Genomic DNA, 21,058 nt, shown 5'->3' with positions numbered 1-21,058 from the left:
TCAAACTCTCAATTTAAAAGTTTAATCTCTATGCTCTCAAAAGAATTGCTGTACTTAATTTCCTCTGTTTAATTTTCAAAGACCAAGTTGTTTTTGCGTGTCATCAACTGACCTCATCAACTGACCGCTTGACTATCTTATCAGCTTTTCATTTCTCTGTCAACAACTTTTTTGTAATTTTTAAAGTTTAATTAACATCTATAGAAAAACTATTTTTAGTTTATCGGGTTAAACCGACAAGTGATATACTATCACATTTAAAGTTCTTATCAACACTTTTTTGTTGACTTCTCTGCCGCTTGCTCACCGCAGCGACACAAACTATCTTATCACATAAACTAACAGCAAAAAAATGCTTTTATATCATATTGTCAAAATACCTCAATATTTATCTCTTTTTCTCGTTTATTGTCAACTATCCTATTATTGATACACCAGGTAGATTTATACGAAGAATATGGTTACTATAACTAGACTTAGTATGAATTATTGAAGTAACCATAAGCTTTGCATGCCCACTATCTAAAAGAATTATATTTTCTGCCAACTCTTTTAATGCGTATTGTTGATATACCTTGCTGCTCAACTTAGTATAGTTAACTTCTTCAGTTGGAATTCTTAAAGCAACAACACCTTTTTTCATCAAGTTCTTTATTATGTCTTCAGACAGTATGTGTCTTTCAAACTTGCATGATCCACTGAAAGCACCTAACTAATCTTCCTTTCTTTCCCCTTGAAAATCTTGAACTCCTGTTCTTTCTCTAATTCTTATTCTTGAACCACATGATGGGCACCTTAATATTAATATGTACATTGAACATCCATTTTCATACCTTAAGCAGTTACCCATTGGTCCTGTGGAACCAGTTGTTTCAAATGTAAATGTAAAGAGGCTGGCACCTCTTAATTGAAACAAAATCCCCCAAACATCAGTCTGAGGGAACATGAAACACACTCCAATTTTTACTTGAAATCCTTCAAAGCCTTTGATATCAGGCTATTTCTTCTCTATCTTCACTACTGTCTCCACGTGAGTTTTGATAGAAAGATGATACTGATGCGCAAATTATTGTTTTGCGTAAAGGTATCCCCCCTAAACTTGAAAGGGTTCTTCCCATTGAATCATTGTTTTTTCTTTCTGGACCTGGTATAGATGAAGTATGCTGCACCAAGTACTGCTGCGAAAGGAATGAGTCTGAAGATCCAGACAATCAGCTCTGCAAATATATTTAAGAGGCAATTGATTGAAGCGATGAAACCTTTTTTTATTTTTGGTAGTATATCTGAAAAAGGTGATTTCACAGTGCTTGTTGCCAATTTTTTCTCAGTTACAGAAACATAAATTGTTGAATAGACTACTTCTTTATCCCAGTTTTTGATCATCGTCGTCCTATAGTCGATTTCTGTTCTTACTCTGTTAAGTTCACTTTCAATTGATAGCATATCCTGAATCTTTTCAGCTTTCTTCAAATACTCCAGAAGCCGTTCTTCCTGTATTTTCAGATTATCCAGCTGTCCTTTTATGTCCTGATACTGCTGGGAAATATTCGTACTCTGTGTGCTGGTGCTGATCGGGCTGCCGTATTTCTGGATTTCCTTCATGGCTTCCTCAAATTTCACTGCCGGCACTCTAATGGTAATATAACCTGAGTTAACAACGGTATTTTGAACTTTGTCTGCATATGATGAGCTTGAATTCTGCACAAATCCACCGATATTAACTGCATATTCCCCGATTTTTGCAAAAGTGCTCTTGTAATCATCGCTGTAGAGACTGATATTTCCTGAATATATTATTTTTGTAATGTCAAATTCTACATCCGAACCCATCACTCCTGCAGTTGTTCCGGTACTGCTTTCATTTTTATTTACTGTTCCGGAAGAAGATTCGCCGGATACCCCTTTATCATAGTCATACACGGTACTGTTATTTGTAGATGTTGCTCCTCTTCCTTCAATGCGAAAGAATACATTTGTTATGATTAATCCGGCTATAATAAACAGAATAACAATGCCTGCAGCATAGGGAATATATTTTCCAAAGCGGAACTTTTTTATTTTCTCTCTCCTCAGCTCTATTGCAGTTTGTTCTTTCCATGCAACACCAGGATTTACTTCCTCAATATTTGTCATTGCTTTATTTATCTTTTTCAGTTCTTCCTGTTTATTCCTGCAACTTTCGCATTCTTCCAGGTGTTTTAGAAGTTCTTTTTTCTCCTCTTCACTCAAGTCATTGTCCATATCCCTGCTCATCAGTTCCTGATATCTTTCATGATTCATGATTCTTCCCTCCCTCATTCATACTTTTATAATTACGAAATTTTCTTATTCCCCTCCCAGCTTCTTTTTCAGTTGCTGATAAATATAGGATATGGCAAGCATAACCAATCCGAAGCTGAAATAGGCAACGATTTTAAAAACCATGTCCAGATAGCTGAGGTCATAAATAAAAAGTTTTACATTGGCCAGCATCGAAAGGAAAAGCCCCATTCTTCGTACATAAATATACTTCTTTTTAAAACCAAAGATTATTGAAAAAAAAGCCAGAACCATATAACCGAAGCTTATAAACAGTGAGGAATAATCCTGTTGAAATTGCCAGAGCATAAATATATTAAAGGTAATGAAAATATAAAAAACCATAAAAACGGGATAAAACTCAAAATTCATTCTCTTTACTGAGAATAATCTTATAAGTAATTTTCTTAAGGCATAATAGACATATGCATTAAATAAAAGGAGAATCACGAAAGATACGAGCTTTTTAAAATCACCAATGTTTTCATAGAGAATTGGAATATTGATATTAATTAAACTACATAAAATAACAACAATAACGTCTAAAGCTACAGCAAAATGATCTGTTATCTCATCCTTGATTACCTTGACTTTTTCCAGTAATAGCACCAGTAATATATTTATAAGTATAAATTTAATAATGTAGTAAAAACCTCTAAAATCATATTCCATAAAGAAATTCTTATAAAGCGTATTACTTTCAAATACAAGGTATATCCATGCATTGATTATAGTAAAATACTTAAAGCCTGTAACAACTCTTCCTGTTGGTGTATATTTAAAAAGGACATTACTTAAATTATCTTTTAAATAAATGTATAAGATTCCTAAAGAGCTGAATGTTATTGAGGCAAATTTCCAGTGAAAATACTTGGAGCCATGAATTATTGATGATAAAGGAAAGTCTATGAGATAGAAGGAAACACAACATATTGCAAAAATCACCCAACCTGATTTTTCAATGAGATGGCTTTTTCTTAAATATCCATATGATATCATCAATAAACCTTCGATAAGCCAGCCTAGAGTAAACCATGTCGTATCGAATTGAAATGGTACCACCAGGACTGCAAATGTTATAGAGGTCAAGCGAAACAGCAAGGTTGTTTCCTTTTCTGTTTTCATATATTTACTTGTGAAGCTTCCTAAAGCAAAGTATACAAGACAGAATATCAGTGCAAGCATTCCTCTTAAATCATTCAAGTGTGCTCTGTTAAAAAGCCCGTATACCAGAAGGCAGCTGCCAGAGGTGTTAATAGCCAGCATTACAATATCTGCTTTCTTAAGTTTGATTTTATAGGATAAAGGATAAATAAGCGTTACAGAAAGATAAAGAAAGAATGTACTCATGCAGTATATAATACTTACCAATTCATTTCTGCAGATTGAGATAAGATAGATAAGAACTGGTATATTTAAAATAAAGCTTAAGTAATTTGTAAAGACCCATCTTTTATAGAAGGATATATATATTAATGAGGCATTTAGAAGAAAGAGATAAATCATGGCACCATAAATACTTATAGTATCTAATCCAAATGCAAAAACATAGGAGAAAAAAGGAAGATAACCCCCAATCAGTGCAAAGGATACTGTAGTCTTAGAATTATACCGTAGTGCAAAGAATACAGTTAAAGCGGTTATAAGAACAGAAACTATAAGAGCAGCATTCATGTTAATTACTTTAAGAAAGAAATAGCTGCTAAATACTGCATAGTATAAAATAGCGGTACCACCGCCATTTAAACCTAAAGCAAAGGTTGTCTTCTTTTTTCTTATAAACCATTCTCCTGCAGCTATAAAAACAGCTCCAAGAACAAAGATAAAAACAGCTCTTGCAGTGTTGTTAAACGATTTTGAATAAGTATATCTCAAAGCAGTTGCAGCACCAAGTATAATAAGAAAGATTCCTATCTTGTTTATAATATCCAGACCAATTTTAATTTCAAAGTTATTCTGTTTAATCCTCTCTTGAATCTGCTCTTTACTAAGACCTTCAGTTTCCATAACCTTATAATCATTTTTCATTTTTTCATTAATAATATCCTCAGTACCCTTAATTTGCTGACGTCTGTTTTCTATTTTAATTCTGATTTTCTGCAAAGTGTCCTCTAGTTCCTTAAGAGTTTCCGTATTCTCCTTACCTAATTCATCTTCAGAAATAGATTTCATCTTATTAATTTCATCAATGTAATTTTGCTCTAGAGAATTAAGTCTGTTGTGTACAGATTCAGAACTTTTTTGAAAATAAACCTCCATTTTTTCTTTTGAGATTTTTAAGATATTTCGTTTTTCATCTAAAATCTGTTCAGTTAATTTCAAATTTAAATCTTCATTTTTCATAGTAAGATTTTTACATTTCTCTGTCAGAATATTAAGCTCTTTTCTGCAGTTTTCTACTTCTCCTGACAGTGTTTTATTTCGTGAAAGCAGTTCCTTTACGTCATACTGTTTAGATAAGGATTCCAGATCCGTTAAAAGAGATTTTTGCCTAGCAATAATTTCTCTAAGTTCTTCCATCTCAGAACACATCCTTACATTATATTTTTACAAAATAAGTGTATGAAAACTCCTATTCTTCTTTTTGGATGTTGATTGCAGCATTTCATAATCTTTCACTCTGTTAAATTACTTAACAAATACTTGGTTAGAACTCAAAAGCACTAAAACAAAACAAATAACCAACTGTACTTTTCATAATTTTCTGAATATTGTTTATGGTTTAATTATACTACTTGTACCTTTAAATACAATATTTAGCATTAGTTTGCTTAAATTTCGTATATAAAAATGATAAGCCTGTCAAGATGATTAAGAATCATCACAACCGGCTTATCATTATACTATTTAATTAATTACACACTAAATCCAACTAAACCTGTGAAACAAGGCTATTTTTCTCTATTAAGGCAACGCACCCAACGTGTGATTTGATAGAAAAATGATACTGATACGCAGAAATAGGTGTTTTACGTAAAGATGAACATCCTAAAGCTACAGGGCATATATAATTATATAGATTTCAAACTTTTACGCAAGTTTTATGGTACTCTTAGGATGTTTTGAATATATATTCAGAGCTAAAATCAGATGATTATTATATCCACAGTAGTTATAAATACCATTATGCAAACAATAATAGACTTAACGCCATAACAACCATTCCAAAAATTAGACCATAAATGGCAATATGGTGTTCTCCATATTTCTCAGCAGTTGGAAGTAATTCATCTAAGGAGATATAAACCATAATGCCTGCAACACTAGCAAAGATAATCCCAAACATTGCCTCATTAAAAAATCTCATCAAAAGAAAATACCCTACTATTGCTCCTACAGGTTCAGATAGTCCTGAGAGAAAAGAATATAAAAATGCTTTTTTCCTATCATTAGTAGCAAAATAAACTGGAACAGAAACTGCAATACCTTCAGGGATATTATGAATTGCTATAGCCACTGCTATGCTAATTCCTACTGTTGAATCTTGTATAGCGCCAGTAAAAGTAGCTAGTCCCTCAGGGAAATTATGAATTGCTATAGCTAAAGCTGAAAACATTCCCATTCTTAACAAAGCAGAATTATTTACTTTCTCTTTTTTCATATCTTTAACATCACGCATTTCATGAGGATTTTCTGCACTTGGAACAAATTTATCAATTATTGCAATTAAGGCAATTCCTCCAAAGAAAGCGATAGTAGTAACCCAATATCCTTTTGTTGAACCATAAACAATTTCCAAGGACCCTCTTGCCTTTACGAATATTTCTATCATGGAAACATAGATCATTACACCCGCAGAAAAACCCAATGTTCCAGATAAGAACTTCTTATTTGTTTGCTTTGTATAAAAAGCCAATGCACTTCCAATGCCCGTAGATAAACCTGCAAATAGTGTGAGTCCAAAAGCAAATAATAATCTATTCATACTTATGTCCATAAATACTCCTCCTTCATATATAATTTAATTAACTATCTTTTCAAAAGAAAATCCCCTATGCTCTTCCCCTCTCCCATAAGTTGGATAATTCCATACCTTTGATAGTCTACCAACCCTAGTTCATTTAATTTCTTAACCACCTTAGTCGTTGATGATGGACGAACATTTAATTTATCCACTAATTGGTTAATACGTACATATTCTTCTTCCATACTTAAAGTTAATAGTTTATTCTCAACATTCAATACTTGATACCCTAGAACCTTGTGAAATTCCCTATCCTTTTTTAAACATCTCATCCCCTTTATTTTTTGCTTTTCTATGTATAACAAGTATAAACAATAGTTCATATCTTAGTTATTAGATACGACAACTAAAGTTTCTTACAACTAATTTATGATATAACCTGATAAAAAATTAATAGAGAAGAGTTTTTTCTATTAATATAAATTTAATTCCGCTAGATTAATTACTTCTATATAAATTATACTACTAAAAAGCACTCCAACTCTATAGAGGCAGTCATTTTCCTTATTTCATCCTATTAACTCTATGGTTGGAATGGGCATCGTATTTTTACCAGGGATGATGACAGGACAAATTCTTTCTGGCACATCTCCTGTAACCGCTATTGAGTACCAAGTAACCGCTATTGAGTACCAAATTGCAATTATGCTTGGTATTCTTGAAAGTGTTGCCTTGACGGTTATACTATTTGTTCAATTGAATTATAAAACTTTCTTTAACGATTACGATCAATTAATCAGTGGTGATTAGATAATGATTTATACAAAATCATATGTATAATGCCCATATGTTAGATTTCTGCCCTAACGTATGGGCGCTATTTTTTATCAATAATATCTATCTAAAGTGGACTCTGCCTTAAAAAATCCTTTTTAATGCAATGCCCTAGATTTATGAAAGTATTCTAGTTCTGCATATCTATAATATTGTTGCGAATTGCCTGCACTGACCATTTTTATTAGTGTTAGTTCTTGAAATCCCCTTATCATCATAATTCCCTGCACACTCGTAATCTGGGTGATTTTCAATATAAGCTGTGTAATATGCGGTACGGTTCACCCTTGCATTTATAGTAAAGTAAACATTTTTCGATCGTATCCCTCTTTAAACTCCCTTAACAAATCCACTAAATCTACTAAGGATAATTTATTGATGATTTCATAACCCTTTCCCTGTCCCCGCGGCTTAACAATAACTGTTCCCATGTTTGGAATTTGACCCAAACCAATCCCTTTTGGAAAACCGTGAGCAATAATAACCTTATTACTTCCCTGAGGTGGTTTGATTTCTAACTCTGACTGAAGAGAGTCTAATATTCTTTTTTGTTCTGAAGCAGATAAATTTCCACTTAACTTATAAATTTCAACCCAAAATGGATCGATTTGAACAATTGCCCTTCTGAAAGCCAATTGTGCCGTTTCTATAGTTCTACAAAAAGGGCTAGTTAGGATGGGATAACTAATAGGAATTTGCAAGCTACGAAGAATTTCTCCATAGTAAATCGCTTGTCTTCTTCCAACTTCAGAAAGATTTCTTTGGGTAAAACAGTACTGAAAATTTAAATTAGGTTGATCTTCTCCAACTGTTGCTTCCCCGTGCCTAGTATATAGTACATACCCTCCATCTCTAAGTAAGTCAAGTAACGATCTTCTCAATATAACTTCTCCTTCTACGTATACTTTCTAAATTACTAATAATGTATGATATTCACTTTGAATTTGTAAGCTATATTTCACATAACCAATAATTAAAATGAAATAAAAAACAAACGGGATATAAGGACTTTTTTTAGTCTATTCAAGTGAAAACTCATTACATCATAAATATTATCTTTTTCTGTACCTGTACTTATCTTACTTCGAACTGGAACATTAAAATCTTGAATCAGATAATAGATTCACATCAAAACTTACAATAAATCTATAGACATTTTCCTTTTCAAAATTATCCTTGGAGGCCACTATAATTTTATTGAATATCACATCAGTCTCTTCATCAAAAAAAGCCGACTAAGGTGAAAAATCACCCCAGTCGGCTAGTCACCTAACTCATTCTATTTCACACTCTATTTCAGATCCATCAAGCAGTCTGACGACAAGTCTAGTATCATCATGAACTGTCATCCTCTCAAATGTAAAGAGGCTGGCACCTCTTTCTAATCCAACAACTTTAAGTATTTTGATAATTTCTTGTAATTATCTCCTTGTATTTTAAAGGTTTCCTTTGTTTCTTCATTTTCAATTAATAACCCCTCTTTATCTACAATTTCAAATCTATCACTTTCCATAAATTCTTCACGAACTTTAGATTGTTCAGGGTCTAAATTATATAAAAATATAATTCTATATTGAGGATTTTCCATTATTTCATTCCCTATATGTTCTTTATTTTTAAATACTTTAAGAATATCTTCAACAATTACACGCTCTTCTTTAGCTTTAAAGTCTAAGGTATCATTTACTCCAATTGTCTTATTTCCATCAGTTGAATATTTAGATATCATAATATAAAGAAGTTTATCATCTGTTTTGGGTAACTTCTTTTGTGGTTCCACATAATTATTTCCACAACTTATTATAAAGAGACTTAATAAAATTATAATGATACTACCAATTCTATTTTTCATAAAAACTCCTATATATTACGCTTTTTATAAGTATTACTGCTTAAAATTTGAATATTCTACCCTACTAATTGGTAGTCTTAATTAAACCTATTAAATCTGTATTCTTTCCACCTATCCAACTGCCTTTACTATCAAAATTTCTATAAATAAATTCTGCACCTTCCGTAGACTTTATAATATCTTCCTTACCATTTTTATAATAGATTGTGATTATACAAACAGGATCGCTATTTTGTGAATCCATTTCACTAGGATTTTTATGTACAACGGTTTTAGTATTTAATATGCTATAATAAATTCCTTTAATTAAATCTGTGTCCTTGCCAATAGTATAAATCTTATTAAAATCTTTGTAGTTTACCTGTAATCTATTAACCTCGCCAAAACTATTAGTTAAAATACCTTCTTTTTTACATCCCTGCAACAAGCCTATTACGATAATTACAAGAATAAAATAAATTGTAAATTTTTTACTCATAATACCTCCATTAAATTTATTACAATATTAATACCTAATAAAATACTACTGTGGCTTCTACGGACCACTGTTATCTGCTGCAACATACCATACCATCTTAAATCTTCCGTGCGGATGATAGTTGTATTCTTAGGGTATCTATATTCATATACCTTTACATTGTTTTTATTATAGGCTACTGCATTAATCTCATTAAAAGGAATTACTTTGTCCCATGAAAATATAACAGTTTCATTTACGTCTATAGGCTTTCTTTGCTTATCTGGACCAGAACCGGCCTCAATTAATTTAACATTTGGATCTGTGGTTTGAACTGATATAACAGTTATTTGTTTATTACCTTGCACATAGCTTTGCTATCCTACAGTTTTAATATCATCATTTTTTATTATTTCATCAAAGAAATAGGTAATGGAAGAACAACGCCACAAAACCCCTTCTTTTGACGCTAAAGCTGTTTTAATACCATCTGGTGTCTCTAACAAGTATACTGTTGCCCAATCTCTTTCAACTTCTTCAAACACTTTTAAATCTTGTCCTAAATCAAACTGTGCTTTAATAGCACCAAGAGCTGTTACCCTATATCCACTTATAAACAGATATGAAAACAAAGTTACAGTAATTAAAATTACTATAGCTACTACTTTAATGTTTCTTTTCATTTTCTTCTCCTCTAAATTTCTTCTAAATTAACAGTCATAAACAGCCTGTAAATACTAACGACACAAGGAAGCCTAAAAGCAGGCTTCCTTGTTTTAATTAAAAGATAAATGTAGTTATTTTATTTCCTTCTCATTTATCCTATTGTCATCTATTGAATTTTCATCATTAAAAACTTCTTTAAAAGCTTTTAACATTCCAAACGTTCCTAAAGATTCTTGAGGAAGTATAAGTTTATTAGCTGGATTCTTAGCCATTTCCTTCATAGCCTCAACTTGTTTAAGCGCTATTACTTGTTCATTTGTACCTGATTTAATTATGGCTTCATTTACAAGTCTCGTAGCTTCAGCCTCTGCTTTTGCTACAGCTTCTATGGCCATAGCTTTACCTTGAGCCTCCAATAATTGTGATTGTTTTAAACCTTCTGCTCTTCTAATATTTGCTTCCTTCTCAGCTTCAGCTTGAAGTATCTTCGCTTGTTTTTGTCCTTCAGCTATAGAGATTGCAGCTTGTTTTTCTCCTTCTGCCTGAAGAATTGCTGCCCTTTTCTTTCTTTCGCTTGTCATAACCTGCTCCATGCTTGCAGTTATTTCAACAGGAGGGATAATATTTTTTATCTCGACAGATAAAATTTCTACCCCATATTTTCTAGTAATACTTTCAATATTACTTAGAATTTGTGCATTTAATTTAGCTCTTTCAGATAAAATTTCATCTAATTGAAGAGCCCCAACACAGTCTCTCATGTTGATTGCTGCGCTATAAATTACCCCTGATTTATAATTTTCTATGTTATAGATTGCATCTCTTGCATTCACTACTTGAAAAAAGACAACATTATCAATAGAAACACTTACATTATCTTTAGTTATAACAGATTGAGGTTCAATTTCCACGATTTGTTGTTTTAAGCTTACCTTTGCTCTGACATAGTCGATTACAGGTATTACTATATGCCAGCCTGGCTCAAGAGTTCTATGATATTTACCAAACCTCTCAACAATAAAAACATAACCAGTTGTTACAGCTTTCAGACTAGTAGCTAAAAATACTATGATTATTATTAGTAGTATTAATATAGGCATAAATCCATCTCCCTTTATTTATTTTTCTTATTAATTATACTCTAGTTTGTCCTATGTTTTAAGTTTTTGTATTTTAATATATTAGTTACAGATTCTAAGGAAATTAATATTTAAGATATTTATAACTGAACTCCTTATTGTAATAATCTATCTCTTAAATCGGCAGTAAAACTAATAACACATCATAATAACAAAGCGAAAAAAAGCATATATAATGCCTCATCATAAATATAAGCTTTTTTTCGCCTTTGACATTGAAAATATTAATGGATTTTGTGTATTTACTAAATTTGTAAATTCGCAAGTTATGGTATTATGTTGACAGCAGTAGCATTAATTCATTTCCATTGTGGATAACCTGTGGGCATAGTTGTTTATAACTTTGTTGATAAAACAGGAAAATTATTTATTCTTTACAAATCAATAATAAATCACTTAAAGAAAAATTCAATCTTATCTATATCAATTTCTTCATCGGTACTTTCTTTCATATTTTTGATTCTAACTTTTCCATTTTTTATTTCATCTTCACCAATAACTATTACAAAAGGAATTTCTTGTTTTCCTGCATATTCAAGACTTTTTCTTAACTTTCTTTTATCCATTTCAATATCCGCTGAAATTCCTTGTCTTCTTAACCTTGTTAATAATCCGAGTGATTCAATCTCTGTTCCAAGCGGAATTATATACACTTGTACTGGTGAACTATCAATTTCTATGCCCTTAGCCTCTAAAGCTGAATATATTACATCAAGACCAAAAGTTATTCCAACTGCTGGATACTCATTCCCATTGTTTAAAAATGCTCCTATTATCTTATCATATCTTCCTCCACCACTTAAACTTGAACTAATGCTTCCGTCAGAGAGAAATATCTCAAAAACCGTACCAGTATATATTTCAAGCCCCCTTGCAAGACAAGGTGTAAATCTACAAATATCTTTTATTCCCAATGATTCTACATAGTATAGCAGTTCATCTAACTCCTTTATTCCCTGTTCTATGAGTTCGTTAAGTGGATTGCTTCGTAATTTTTCAAGTAAATCACTCTCGTTCATCGTTAAAAGCGAAAATAATTTTTCTATATCTTCATCCATTAATCCTTTTTCAATAAGTTCATTTCTGACACCATCTTTCCCGATTTTTTCAAGCTTATCCAAACTTAATATCACACTTCCTTCAAGTTCTTCCCTTACTCCTATAGTTTTTATTATTCCTGATAAAAGCTTTCTATTATTAAAAGATATATAAACGTCAAGACCAAGCGTTTTATATATATCACTTGCCATTATCATTAGTTCTGTTTCTGCTAACATTGACTTTACCCCTACCATATCTACATCACATTGAATAAATTCTCTGCTCCTTCCAGTTTTAACAGGACCATTACGAAAAACTTTTCCTATTTCATATCTTTTAAAGGGCATTTTTATATTTGGGTTCATTCCTACTACTCTGGCAAACGGAACTGTTAGGTCATACCTTAATCCAATATCTCTCTGTCCTTGGTCTTTAAATTTATATACTTCTTTCAGTATTTCATCACCACCTGCATATTTTGAAGCCAATATATCATACTTACAGATTATTGGTGTTTCAATTGGCTGATACCCATAGTTTTCAAATATTTGTTGAAGTTTTCTAATAATCTCATTTCTAATTCTTTGCTCACCTTTAATAAAGTCCCTTGTTCCTTTTAAATTTCTTAACTCTACTGACATATAAATCTCTCCTTTATTTTTTAAAATTATTAATTACAAAAAACAAAAGAACTCTACACAGTATCTATTAAATACCTGTAGAGTTCTACTTATATAGATAACACCACAGGTACAAGCACCAATAGCACTTGTACCTGTGAATTACATTCAAGGTTACAAGTGCTTCCTGTGATGGTGATGAAGTTTTTTGATTAAACAATAATTTATAAACATATACTTACCTCATAATCTTTGCTATATTTTAACATTATTATATTTATTGGTCAACACCTAATTATTAGTGCATTGTATGGCTTTATCTTTGTCTAATGCGTCCTTGTCATATATTATACATTACTGAAAACTTCTATATTCGTTTACCCTATTAATACTAACACCTATCCTATCATACATATTTTCTTGTTACCTCTGCCCTCTATCCTACCTACACTCTCCAATACCTTTACATCTATACTATTCTAAATAACTCTATCTCTCTGTTCTCTATTAAGTGTGTAATAAATAAGGAATATCCTATACTTATTGTTACACATATCCTAAATATATCATATATGAATGTCAGGCATTATTGCAATCTTACTATCCTTTCAGAATTCTTGATTACATAATTCAATTATCTGTGAAATGACCTAAGGCTCTAGTTTATCAGTATAAACCTTGGCAATGTTATATTTACCTTTTAACTCTATCATTTTCTTCCCCTCCCCATGGTGAGATTACATCCATTTATATCGAGTGCTCGTCTTAACTTTAATTCCTTCATTTTACTATATAACTGACTTCAAAGAAAGAGAACCAATACTTGCATCATAATATATTATTAATATTATGATGTTATAATTACTATATAATATAGTTATAATTTAATAAATAATTGTATAACATTATGAAGATTACCAAGATTATTTATATAGCGAAAACGAGTGAACTTAATGTATAAATCTAATTTACATAAATAATTTATGGAAACAGAAAAGGAGAAAAAACATGATTAAACAATTAGAAACTTTTGAAATAGAAGAAGTTATGGATATATGGTTAAAGACTAATATTACTGCTCATAGTTTCATAACAGAAAAATATTGGATTGACAATTATAATGTTGTTAAAGAAATGTACATTCCTATTTCTACAACCTTTGTTTACAAAGAAGATAATAGAATTAAAGCATTTATAAGCATTATCAACAATTTATTTATTGGTGCATTATTTGTTTTAGATGATTATCAAGGGCAAGGTATAGGTAGAAAACTACTTGAGTATTCTAAATCTTTATATTCAAGTTTAGAACTGGGGGTTTATACAGAAAACATAAATGCAGTTAACTTTTATAAGCATTGTGGTTTTGTTGTTAAAACAGAGCAGCCTAATGAAGATTCAGGATTTATTGAATATACAATGTGTTGGACAAGCAAGGATAATCATTAGTCATATTTTTATTTAATTATGAATTAGAGGGAGAATAAAATTCTCCCTCTAATTTAATATAATGTTTCAACAGTATTTAAAACATAGCTTTTTAAAAAAATATCGGCATATTAATATTTCAAAGGCAACATACTTAAATTTATCAATTAACCTTTTAATAACCTAAAATCTCTCCAACGATTAATACCTTTATTCTTCCCTTAATAAACTGTCCTCTAATTACTACAAAATCATTACAAATTCTATTTGGACTTTTGCAATCAACACAATATCCAAGCTTTGTACAAGGTGTATCTTTATTTAATCTTTTTGCATCAATTGGGGCAGCATATTGTCTTACCCTTATCTCTGCTTCTTCTAAATTTTTAACAATTTTATTTATACCAGTTACTAGTATAACCTGCTTAGGCCCATATATCATTGGAGCCACTCTACTTCCGTTGCCATCTATATTATATAATTCTCCGCTTTCGGTTATGGCATTTGTGCTGCAAATAAAAGTGTCTGCAGAAAAATTCTTAATATATATCTCTCTTTTATCATCACTTGTTAATCCATCCGCATATTTATCTAAAAAATTAAACTTTCCACTTTTTAAAAAATCTATTACTCCTGTTTCAAAAAGAGTCATGGAATCTCCTATACCAACAGTAGAACCTTCAGTTATTAACTCCTTTAATTTTTGAAATAGCTGTTCCCTATTATTAACATAATACCCTTCCATATTGTGGCTATTTAGATTTTTTATAGTCCTCTCAATTTGTTTCTCAGTATACCATGCAATATTTTTGTCCATATTTATCGCCCTCCTAGAAGTAAAGTTCAAATAAATAATCTAATCTTCAATAAGTTTAATGAATCTCTGCGCTTCTGTAAACATCAGTAGTATTTTTATTCTATTTTTTTTAATATAGCTTTTATAGAATTTTAAAAAATACTAACTTCCTGAGCTCTCATAGTTTTTTATTCCTCTTAGCCACAAACCATATGCTAGTACCCATGTTATCGCTGCACAAAGTATAGTACCTCCTACACCATAAGCAAAATTAACCTTACCTAAAATATATCCTGCTGGAATAAAAGCAGTGAAGGCAAAGGGAATTATAAACTGCACAACTACGCTTATAGCTTTTGGGTAAATACTGATTGGATATTTTGCAAAAGTACTAATGTTATAAACCATAAAAACAAGGCTTATTGAGTTCTTAATCCAAAATGCAAAGGCAGCAAAGAATAATTTTATTGAGGTATAAATAACTGCTCCTGCTAAAACAAGTATTATAAACATAACAATATTTAATATGGATATAGAAACATTTAAGTTAGGAATCGCCGTTGCTAAAAGTATTATTCCTACAATAATTTCTCCAAAAGCATCTGGCTGGAATCTCTCTGATATAACCTGAAAGAATGGATTTATCGGTCTGACAAGATATCTGTCAAAGGTTCCTTGTATAACCATGTCCCTTGCAAAAATCCATATATTATCCATAATTAAGTGATCTAGTCCTCTTGGTAATAACGAGAAGCCATAAACAAACAAAATATCATAATAGTTCCACCCATTAAGGTTTGGTATATTGTTAAATACTAAGTAAATAAATGCTATACCAGAGGCTTGAATTAAAAAGAATCCTACTAGCCCAAAGAAGAAATCAATCTTGTACTCCATTAATCCTTTTAAATATTGAGTTAAAAATCTTCCATAAAGCTTAACATATCTCATAATATCAACCTCCAAGTATAGTCAATCTCTTCATTGACCTATTCCACATCCATTTGCTTAACAAAGCAAGCAGAATTATCCATACAACTTGAACTAACAAACTATTTATTAACTCACAACCTTTTAGTTTTCCTAAATATATCATTATGGGAGTGTAGTTCATCGACGAAAATGGTACAAATTTTAATGCACTCTGAAACCAATGTGGAAAAAATACTAAAGGTATTAAAGTACCTGAGCAAAACTCAATTACGGCTCCTTGTATTTGAGAAATTCCCCAAAGATTTGTGAAAGAAAAAGCTAATAATCCCACACAGTAGTTAAAGAAAAACAATACAAAATAAGCTAATATGCAGCTAACTAAATATAGTAATAAAGTTGGTATACTTGGCGGCAGTTCCTTAATTGTAAAATATCTTACAACTACTAGTATTATCCACAATGGTAAAGCTGCAAATATACCAAAGGCAGCAGTTCCCCCAAGACATTGAAATAGCACTCTGCCCTTAAAGTTTATTGGCTTAATTAGGGACATCGCTATAGATCCATCCCTCACCTCGCCTCCAACAAAGTAGACAGCATTATTATCAATAAGACCAGCAGTTATCCTGCTCATAAACACATACAAAGCCATTTCCGTAGCTGTAAAGCCATACATAACGCCTTCTGGAGAGTTATCAAATATAGCTTTCCAAAGGTAATACACTACAAAGGTTGCAATAATATTACCTAATATGAACATAAAAACATTAGCTCTATAGGTTATGAATCTTTGTAAGGAACATTTTGCAAAGGGTACGTATGTGTTTGCTAATCTTTTCATCATACATTCACCTCGTTCCTATATATCTTTTTAACGATTTCTTCTATGCTTGTCTCTTTTATTGATACATCAAGAACATGACATTTTTTCATTACAACATGAATTATATCTGATACAGGTATTTTATTCTTATTAAAGGTTACTATTATTGCCCCCTCTCCCTCTTCAGAGAACACATTCTCCTTTGAGAAATTCAGCAGCTCATTAATATTAAAACTCTTTAGCTTATCATTATTTTTTACCTTTATTTCTACTTGACTCATATATCCAAAAGAGCTCTTTATGTCCTCGATACTTCCATCATACATCTTCCTACCATTGTCAATAATTATTATCCTGTTACAAAGCTCTTCGATATCATTTAAATCGTGGGTAGTCAGGATAACAGTTGTACCAAACTCCTTGTTGATCTCTTTTATGGCCTTTCTTACCTTTTCCTTAACCATAACATCAAGACCAATAGTTGGCTCATCAAGATATAATATTTGAGGATTATGGAGAAGTGATGCTGCAAGGTCTGCTCTCATTCTTTGTCCCAATGAGAGGCTTCTTACAGGAGTTGCCATGAACTCATCAAGACCTAAAACCTCGTCTAAAAACTTCATTCTATACTGAAAATCCTCTTTTGAAATCTGATATATTTCTTTTAATACGGTGAATGTTTCTCTTAGAGCTAAGTCCCACCAAAGCTGAGTTCTTTGTCCAAAAACAACACCTATTTTCTTAGCGTTCTCTGTTCTATTTTCGTAAGGAATAATTCCATCAACGATAACTTTTCCACTAGAAGGTGTTAATATTCCTGTCATCATTTTTATAGTCGTAGACTTTCCTGCACCATTAGCACCAATATACCCGACAATTTCACCCTTATTGATTGAAAAAGTCATATTGTCTACTGCCTTTTTAACAGTAAATTCTCTTGAAAATAAGCCTTTAAAAGCTCCTTTAAGTCCTTCCTGTTTCTTTACAGTTTTAAATTCTTTACAAACGTTTTCTAAAATGATCACGCTATCCCCTCCTGGATTAAATCTACAATACAATTGTCACTCTTAAAGGATGACTTTATATAACCTACTGCACCCTAACTGCAACACAATGCAAACGTTTGTATTTTTGGGATAAAAAAAACCTACAAAAGCTAAATGCTTCTATAGGACATAAAAAAACACGACAACCATCGTGCTGCTTTACAACTATATTTGCAGTCTTTAGGCTTTTTCTGGTGCAAAAGGCAAGTTTAACTTCTTCCGTTTGCATAAAATATTAAGTTATATACAAATCACCTCTGATAATTTAACTTCCATTTTAATCACCCTTTCCTAAAGATTGTTAATGTCACATTTCCATTGTAATTCGCTCCCATATCCTTGTCAATATATTCCACTATATTTTTCACAATAAATATGCAAACGCTTGTATCATCTAAAACACTTTTCATTTTATCAAACTACAATAAATTTATTAATCTCTTTTATCAAGAGAATTAGAACGCTTATTAACAAACTCAATACAATAATTTCTACTAAGCAAGGGATTGTTATCGATAGTGGTAATGATAATAGTGCCGCATAATATCTACTTATACTCATAAATCAAAAATTCTGTAAACTTCTCAAAAACCACACATATATTCTTGAAATACATTTAGAAAGGAGGTCTTAACTATAGCTATTAGTAAAGTTTTAAATTCTGTTTCTCTAAGCATAGAAGTTGAAAATAGAACTAATAAGACTGGCGCTAAAGTTTACAGGAAAAAGAATTTTTCTGGTGTAAAAATTGATGCTGCACCTCAAAATGTCTTTGATGTAGCCGAAGCCATTAAGGGAGTTTTAAGTAATAGTACTAGAGACTATTACTTAAATGAAACTTCAAAGCTAGTTAATTCCTAATTATCTTTTTTTTAAATCCACTTATTACATTATAAAAAGTAATGGATTCCGCATTAGCTTCAAATAAAAAATAAAATAAATTATATGTGTATAATAAGTTTATTTTATTATTGCTATTGCAGTCATAACTACCCCCATAGCCGCAAAACATATACCCACAGCCCTTTGTAATGTCTTTTCATTAACCTTATTAGCATAACGAGAACCTAGAACTCCACCAAGGACTGCCCCCACAGCTATTAAACTGCCTAATACAAGGTCTATGTTACCTCTAGCAGCATAACCCACAGCAGAGGAGAGAGCTGTTATAGTCATTATAAGAGTAGAAGTACCTATAGCCTTATGAAGTGGGAATGACATTAATACTATTAAAGCTAAAAGTATCATAACTCCACCACCAGCTCCAAATATTCCACTTAATATTCCTATACCTAATCCAATAATTAAAGCTGCTAATATTTTTTGCCATTCTGTTTTAAAATGAAGAAAGCCACTTATAGTATCTGATGAATCACTCTTCTCTTTATAACTCTTACGGAGCATTGATAAACCTGCAATCACTAACACAATTCCAAAACTAGTGGAAAGGTTACCTTCTCCCATTTTGCTTGCAAAAAATGCACCTAATTGAGCTCCAATAATAGAAGTTAAAGCTATCCAAATACCTGATTTAAGCTCCATATTTCCACTTTTGTAATAAGAATAGGCTACAGTTAAAGAAGCTATAACATCCACAAAAAGACTTGTACCTATTGCGGTATGAACACTCAATTTAAAGAGCATAGTTAAAATAGGAACTATAATCATAACTCCGCTAGCGCCTATAAAGCTTGTTATACCACCAGTGATAACACCTATAGCTATAGCTAATAAATAAAATACTAAATTCATAAAAATACATCTCCTCTGCTGTTCTATTCTATAGATAAACTTATAAATTCAACTAAAAAATTGATGTTACATTCTTTTTCATTTGGATGGAATTCTAACATTATTAATGTGGATACTAATAAAGATTCTGCTAATCTAGTATCAATGCTGGAACATTTATTAAGAGTTCCTGCCTTAGCATAACAATTAAAGAGATTTTCTACTCTTGAAATCAAGCCGTTTTTTAAATCATTAACCTCTTTATCATCTTTGAGCTCAACTACTGAAGTATTTATCAAAGCTTTCCCTAAACCATTTCTTGCTTCAACGTCTTCATACAGTATACTTATGAATTTTCTAAGCTTTTCTTTTGAAGAAATAGTAAGTTCACTTATAGCATCAAGCTTATTAAATGTATTTTGCCAGCTTTCTTTAAGTATGCTTAGATAAAGTTGTTTCTTATTTTTATAGTAATTATATAGAGTTCCAACAGCTACTCCGGATTTTTTAGATATCATTCTCATATCAACATCGGTATAGCTAAGCTCAGCAAATAATTCTACAGCACAATTTTTTATAGTTTTATCAACATCATTTATTATCTTTGGCATAATATCACCTTTCTTTATGAACTAGTGTTCATTTAAAATCTAATGTTATTATATGATTTTATCTTTTATTTGTAAACAGGTTTTTACTTATTTTACAATAAAAAAAGAACACACATAAATTCTTAAAATTCATGTGTGTTTATGTGTTATGATTAGAGAAGCTTATTATAAACATGTGCTGTCTATTTAGTTTGTCTAATACGAATGTTCTGTCACAAAATTCTAATAATGTGTATTACTATAACTATAACACATGCTGATTTCTCATGCTTTTACCAGTTTATTTCTAACCCTACTCCAACTTCTTTCACGGGCAAAACTTTATGTATTTCTGCTCTAACAGCAAATGAAGTACAATGGCAAGGATATAATTCCTTTAAGTTGTTCTGTTTCAGATAATTGATAGTTTTATTAACCTGTTCAGTTATTTCAAATAAATGAAATCCTCCTATAATTCCTAATACTCTATTATCTTTACATACTTCTTTTGCATATTCTATTATATTACATTCCTCTCTATAATTTAAATTTCTCCACAATTTCTTAAATACCAAACTTTAATCTCTTCTTTTAACTGGAGCTGTATTTGTCATATTCAGCAATCTAATATATTAGCCATTAATACGAGTCTCAATATCACCTGCATTATCTCTATACCAACAATAAAAAACAAACTTACCATAAGGAATTATGATTAAATATTATCTGATAATCCTTTTCTCATTTACGAGCAACTTCTTTAAGATAACCAGCCACATTCAAGTACATAGTGTATATTAATAAGTTGAATATCAAAGTCATATAAACTCTATAAAAAATTTAGATTTAATCTGAACCTATGATACTAAAAATGAATAGACATTAAATCTTGAAGTATTA

19 protein-coding genes and 3 pseudogenes are annotated in these 21,058 nt (G+C 31.1%); 3 read left to right on the top strand and 19 right to left on the bottom strand.

Annotation, left to right across the window (positions count from 1 at the left end; translation table 11 throughout):
• Positions 1-493: 493 nt before the first annotated feature.
• From CPJCM30710_RS14985 to CPJCM30710_RS14965, 5 genes and pseudogenes are all read right to left on the bottom strand, one after another.
• Positions 494-946: pseudogene (locus CPJCM30710_RS14985) on the bottom strand (FAD-dependent oxidoreductase); the annotation flags it as partial.
• A 176-nt stretch (positions 947-1,122) separates the two neighbouring features.
• Positions 1,123-2,280 (bottom strand): DUF4349 domain-containing protein, encoded by a 1,158-nt coding sequence (locus tag CPJCM30710_RS14980; RefSeq protein ID WP_212904972.1) that lies wholly within the window; start codon positions 2,278-2,280, stop codon positions 1,123-1,125.
• Between the two features lie 45 nt (positions 2,281-2,325).
• Positions 2,326-4,818: a DUF2339 domain-containing protein gene (locus tag CPJCM30710_RS14975; RefSeq protein ID WP_212904971.1), complete on the bottom strand. Its 2,493-nt coding sequence runs from the start codon at positions 4,816-4,818 to the stop codon at positions 2,326-2,328.
• 604 nt (positions 4,819-5,422) lie between these two features.
• Positions 5,423-6,223 carry a zinc transporter ZupT gene (gene zupT / locus CPJCM30710_RS14970; RefSeq protein ID WP_212904975.1) on the bottom strand — a complete coding sequence of 267 codons (801 nt, stop codon included), beginning with the start codon at positions 6,221-6,223 and terminating at the stop codon, positions 5,423-5,425.
• 44 nt (positions 6,224-6,267) lie between these two features.
• The gene (locus CPJCM30710_RS14965; protein ID WP_212904970.1) at positions 6,268-6,534 is read right to left on the bottom strand and encodes a metal-dependent transcriptional regulator; all 267 of its coding nucleotides are present in this window, start codon (positions 6,532-6,534) and stop codon (positions 6,268-6,270) included.
• Between the two features lie 244 nt (positions 6,535-6,778).
• Here CPJCM30710_RS14965 and CPJCM30710_RS14960 point away from each other — a divergent pair.
• A pseudogene (locus CPJCM30710_RS14960) lies at positions 6,779-7,012 on the top strand (ABC transporter permease); the annotation flags it as partial.
• Positions 7,013-7,329: 317 nt separating this feature from the next.
• Here CPJCM30710_RS14960 and CPJCM30710_RS14955 read toward each other — a convergent pair.
• The 7 genes from CPJCM30710_RS14955 to CPJCM30710_RS14925 all read right to left on the bottom strand — a co-directional run bounded on the left by CPJCM30710_RS14955 (position 7,330) and on the right by CPJCM30710_RS14925 (position 12,832).
• Positions 7,330-7,917, bottom strand: a complete 588-nt coding sequence (locus CPJCM30710_RS14955) for a histidine phosphatase family protein (protein WP_212904969.1) — start codon at positions 7,915-7,917, stop codon at positions 7,330-7,332.
• A gap of 500 nt (positions 7,918-8,417) precedes the next feature.
• Entirely contained in the window at positions 8,418-8,888 is a 471-nt protein-coding gene (locus CPJCM30710_RS14950) for a hypothetical protein (protein ID WP_212904968.1), read from the bottom strand.
• A gap of 64 nt (positions 8,889-8,952) precedes the next feature.
• Positions 8,953-9,366 carry a hypothetical protein gene (locus tag CPJCM30710_RS14945; RefSeq protein WP_212904967.1) on the bottom strand — a complete coding sequence of 138 codons (414 nt, stop codon included), beginning with the start codon at positions 9,364-9,366 and terminating at the stop codon, positions 8,953-8,955.
• Positions 9,363-9,713 (bottom strand): hypothetical protein, encoded by a 351-nt coding sequence (locus CPJCM30710_RS14940; RefSeq protein ID WP_212904966.1) that lies wholly within the window; start codon positions 9,711-9,713, stop codon positions 9,363-9,365. Before CPJCM30710_RS14940 ends, CPJCM30710_RS14945 begins: the two co-directional genes overlap by 4 nt.
• A gap of 9 nt (positions 9,714-9,722) precedes the next feature.
• Positions 9,723-10,028 (bottom strand): hypothetical protein, encoded by a 306-nt coding sequence (locus CPJCM30710_RS14935; protein WP_212904965.1) that lies wholly within the window; start codon positions 10,026-10,028, stop codon positions 9,723-9,725.
• Between the two features lie 114 nt (positions 10,029-10,142).
• On the bottom strand, positions 10,143-11,111 hold the full coding sequence (locus CPJCM30710_RS14930) for an SPFH domain-containing protein (RefSeq protein ID WP_212904964.1): 969 nt from the start codon (positions 11,109-11,111) through the stop codon (positions 10,143-10,145).
• Between the two features lie 431 nt (positions 11,112-11,542).
• Positions 11,543-12,832 (bottom strand): histidine--tRNA ligase, encoded by a 1,290-nt coding sequence (locus tag CPJCM30710_RS14925; RefSeq protein ID WP_212904963.1) that lies wholly within the window; start codon positions 12,830-12,832, stop codon positions 11,543-11,545.
• Positions 12,833-13,819: 987 nt separating this feature from the next.
• Here CPJCM30710_RS14925 and CPJCM30710_RS14920 point away from each other — a divergent pair.
• Positions 13,820-14,260, top strand: a complete 441-nt coding sequence (locus CPJCM30710_RS14920; RefSeq protein WP_212904962.1) for an N-acetyltransferase — start codon at positions 13,820-13,822, stop codon at positions 14,258-14,260.
• Between the two features lie 154 nt (positions 14,261-14,414).
• Here CPJCM30710_RS14920 and CPJCM30710_RS14915 read toward each other — a convergent pair whose 3' ends face one another.
• The 4 genes from CPJCM30710_RS14915 to CPJCM30710_RS14900 form a co-directional block, all read right to left on the bottom strand.
• The gene (locus CPJCM30710_RS14915) at positions 14,415-15,056 is read right to left on the bottom strand and encodes a lactate utilization protein (protein WP_212904961.1); all 642 of its coding nucleotides are present in this window, start codon (positions 15,054-15,056) and stop codon (positions 14,415-14,417) included.
• Between the two features lie 141 nt (positions 15,057-15,197).
• Positions 15,198-15,986 (bottom strand): ABC transporter permease, encoded by a 789-nt coding sequence (locus CPJCM30710_RS14910; RefSeq protein WP_308442617.1) that lies wholly within the window; start codon positions 15,984-15,986, stop codon positions 15,198-15,200.
• A gap of 4 nt (positions 15,987-15,990) precedes the next feature.
• The gene (locus CPJCM30710_RS14905; RefSeq protein WP_212904960.1) at positions 15,991-16,812 is read right to left on the bottom strand and encodes an ABC transporter permease; all 822 of its coding nucleotides are present in this window, start codon (positions 16,810-16,812) and stop codon (positions 15,991-15,993) included.
• Positions 16,809-17,816: an ABC transporter ATP-binding protein gene (locus tag CPJCM30710_RS14900; protein ID WP_212904959.1), complete on the bottom strand. Its 1,008-nt coding sequence runs from the start codon at positions 17,814-17,816 to the stop codon at positions 16,809-16,811. The genes CPJCM30710_RS14905 and CPJCM30710_RS14900 overlap by 4 nt, the downstream gene beginning before the upstream one ends.
• A gap of 657 nt (positions 17,817-18,473) precedes the next feature.
• Between CPJCM30710_RS14900 and CPJCM30710_RS14895 the strand changes: the two genes are divergently transcribed.
• Positions 18,474-18,698, top strand: a complete 225-nt coding sequence (locus tag CPJCM30710_RS14895) for a DUF1659 domain-containing protein (protein ID WP_212904973.1) — start codon at positions 18,474-18,476, stop codon at positions 18,696-18,698.
• 99 nt (positions 18,699-18,797) lie between these two features.
• On the opposite strand, the gene CPJCM30710_RS14890 is transcribed toward CPJCM30710_RS14895, so the two are convergent.
• The 3 genes and pseudogenes from CPJCM30710_RS14890 to CPJCM30710_RS14880 all read right to left on the bottom strand — a co-directional run.
• The gene (locus CPJCM30710_RS14890; RefSeq protein WP_212904958.1) at positions 18,798-19,589 is read right to left on the bottom strand and encodes a sulfite exporter TauE/SafE family protein; all 792 of its coding nucleotides are present in this window, start codon (positions 19,587-19,589) and stop codon (positions 18,798-18,800) included.
• Positions 19,590-19,612: 23 nt separating this feature from the next.
• On the bottom strand, positions 19,613-20,179 hold the full coding sequence (locus CPJCM30710_RS14885; RefSeq protein ID WP_212904957.1) for a TetR/AcrR family transcriptional regulator: 567 nt from the start codon (positions 20,177-20,179) through the stop codon (positions 19,613-19,615).
• Between the two features lie 272 nt (positions 20,180-20,451).
• Positions 20,452-20,688: pseudogene (locus tag CPJCM30710_RS14880) on the bottom strand (MBL fold metallo-hydrolase); the annotation flags it as partial.
• Positions 20,689-21,058: the final 370 nt, after the last annotated feature.

It is taken from the genome of Clostridium polyendosporum, from assembly GCF_018332455.1.
Lineage (GTDB): Bacteria > Bacillota > Clostridia > Clostridiales > Clostridiaceae > Clostridium_AY > Clostridium_AY polyendosporum.
This window is presented reverse-complemented; position numbering and strand designations above follow the sequence as displayed.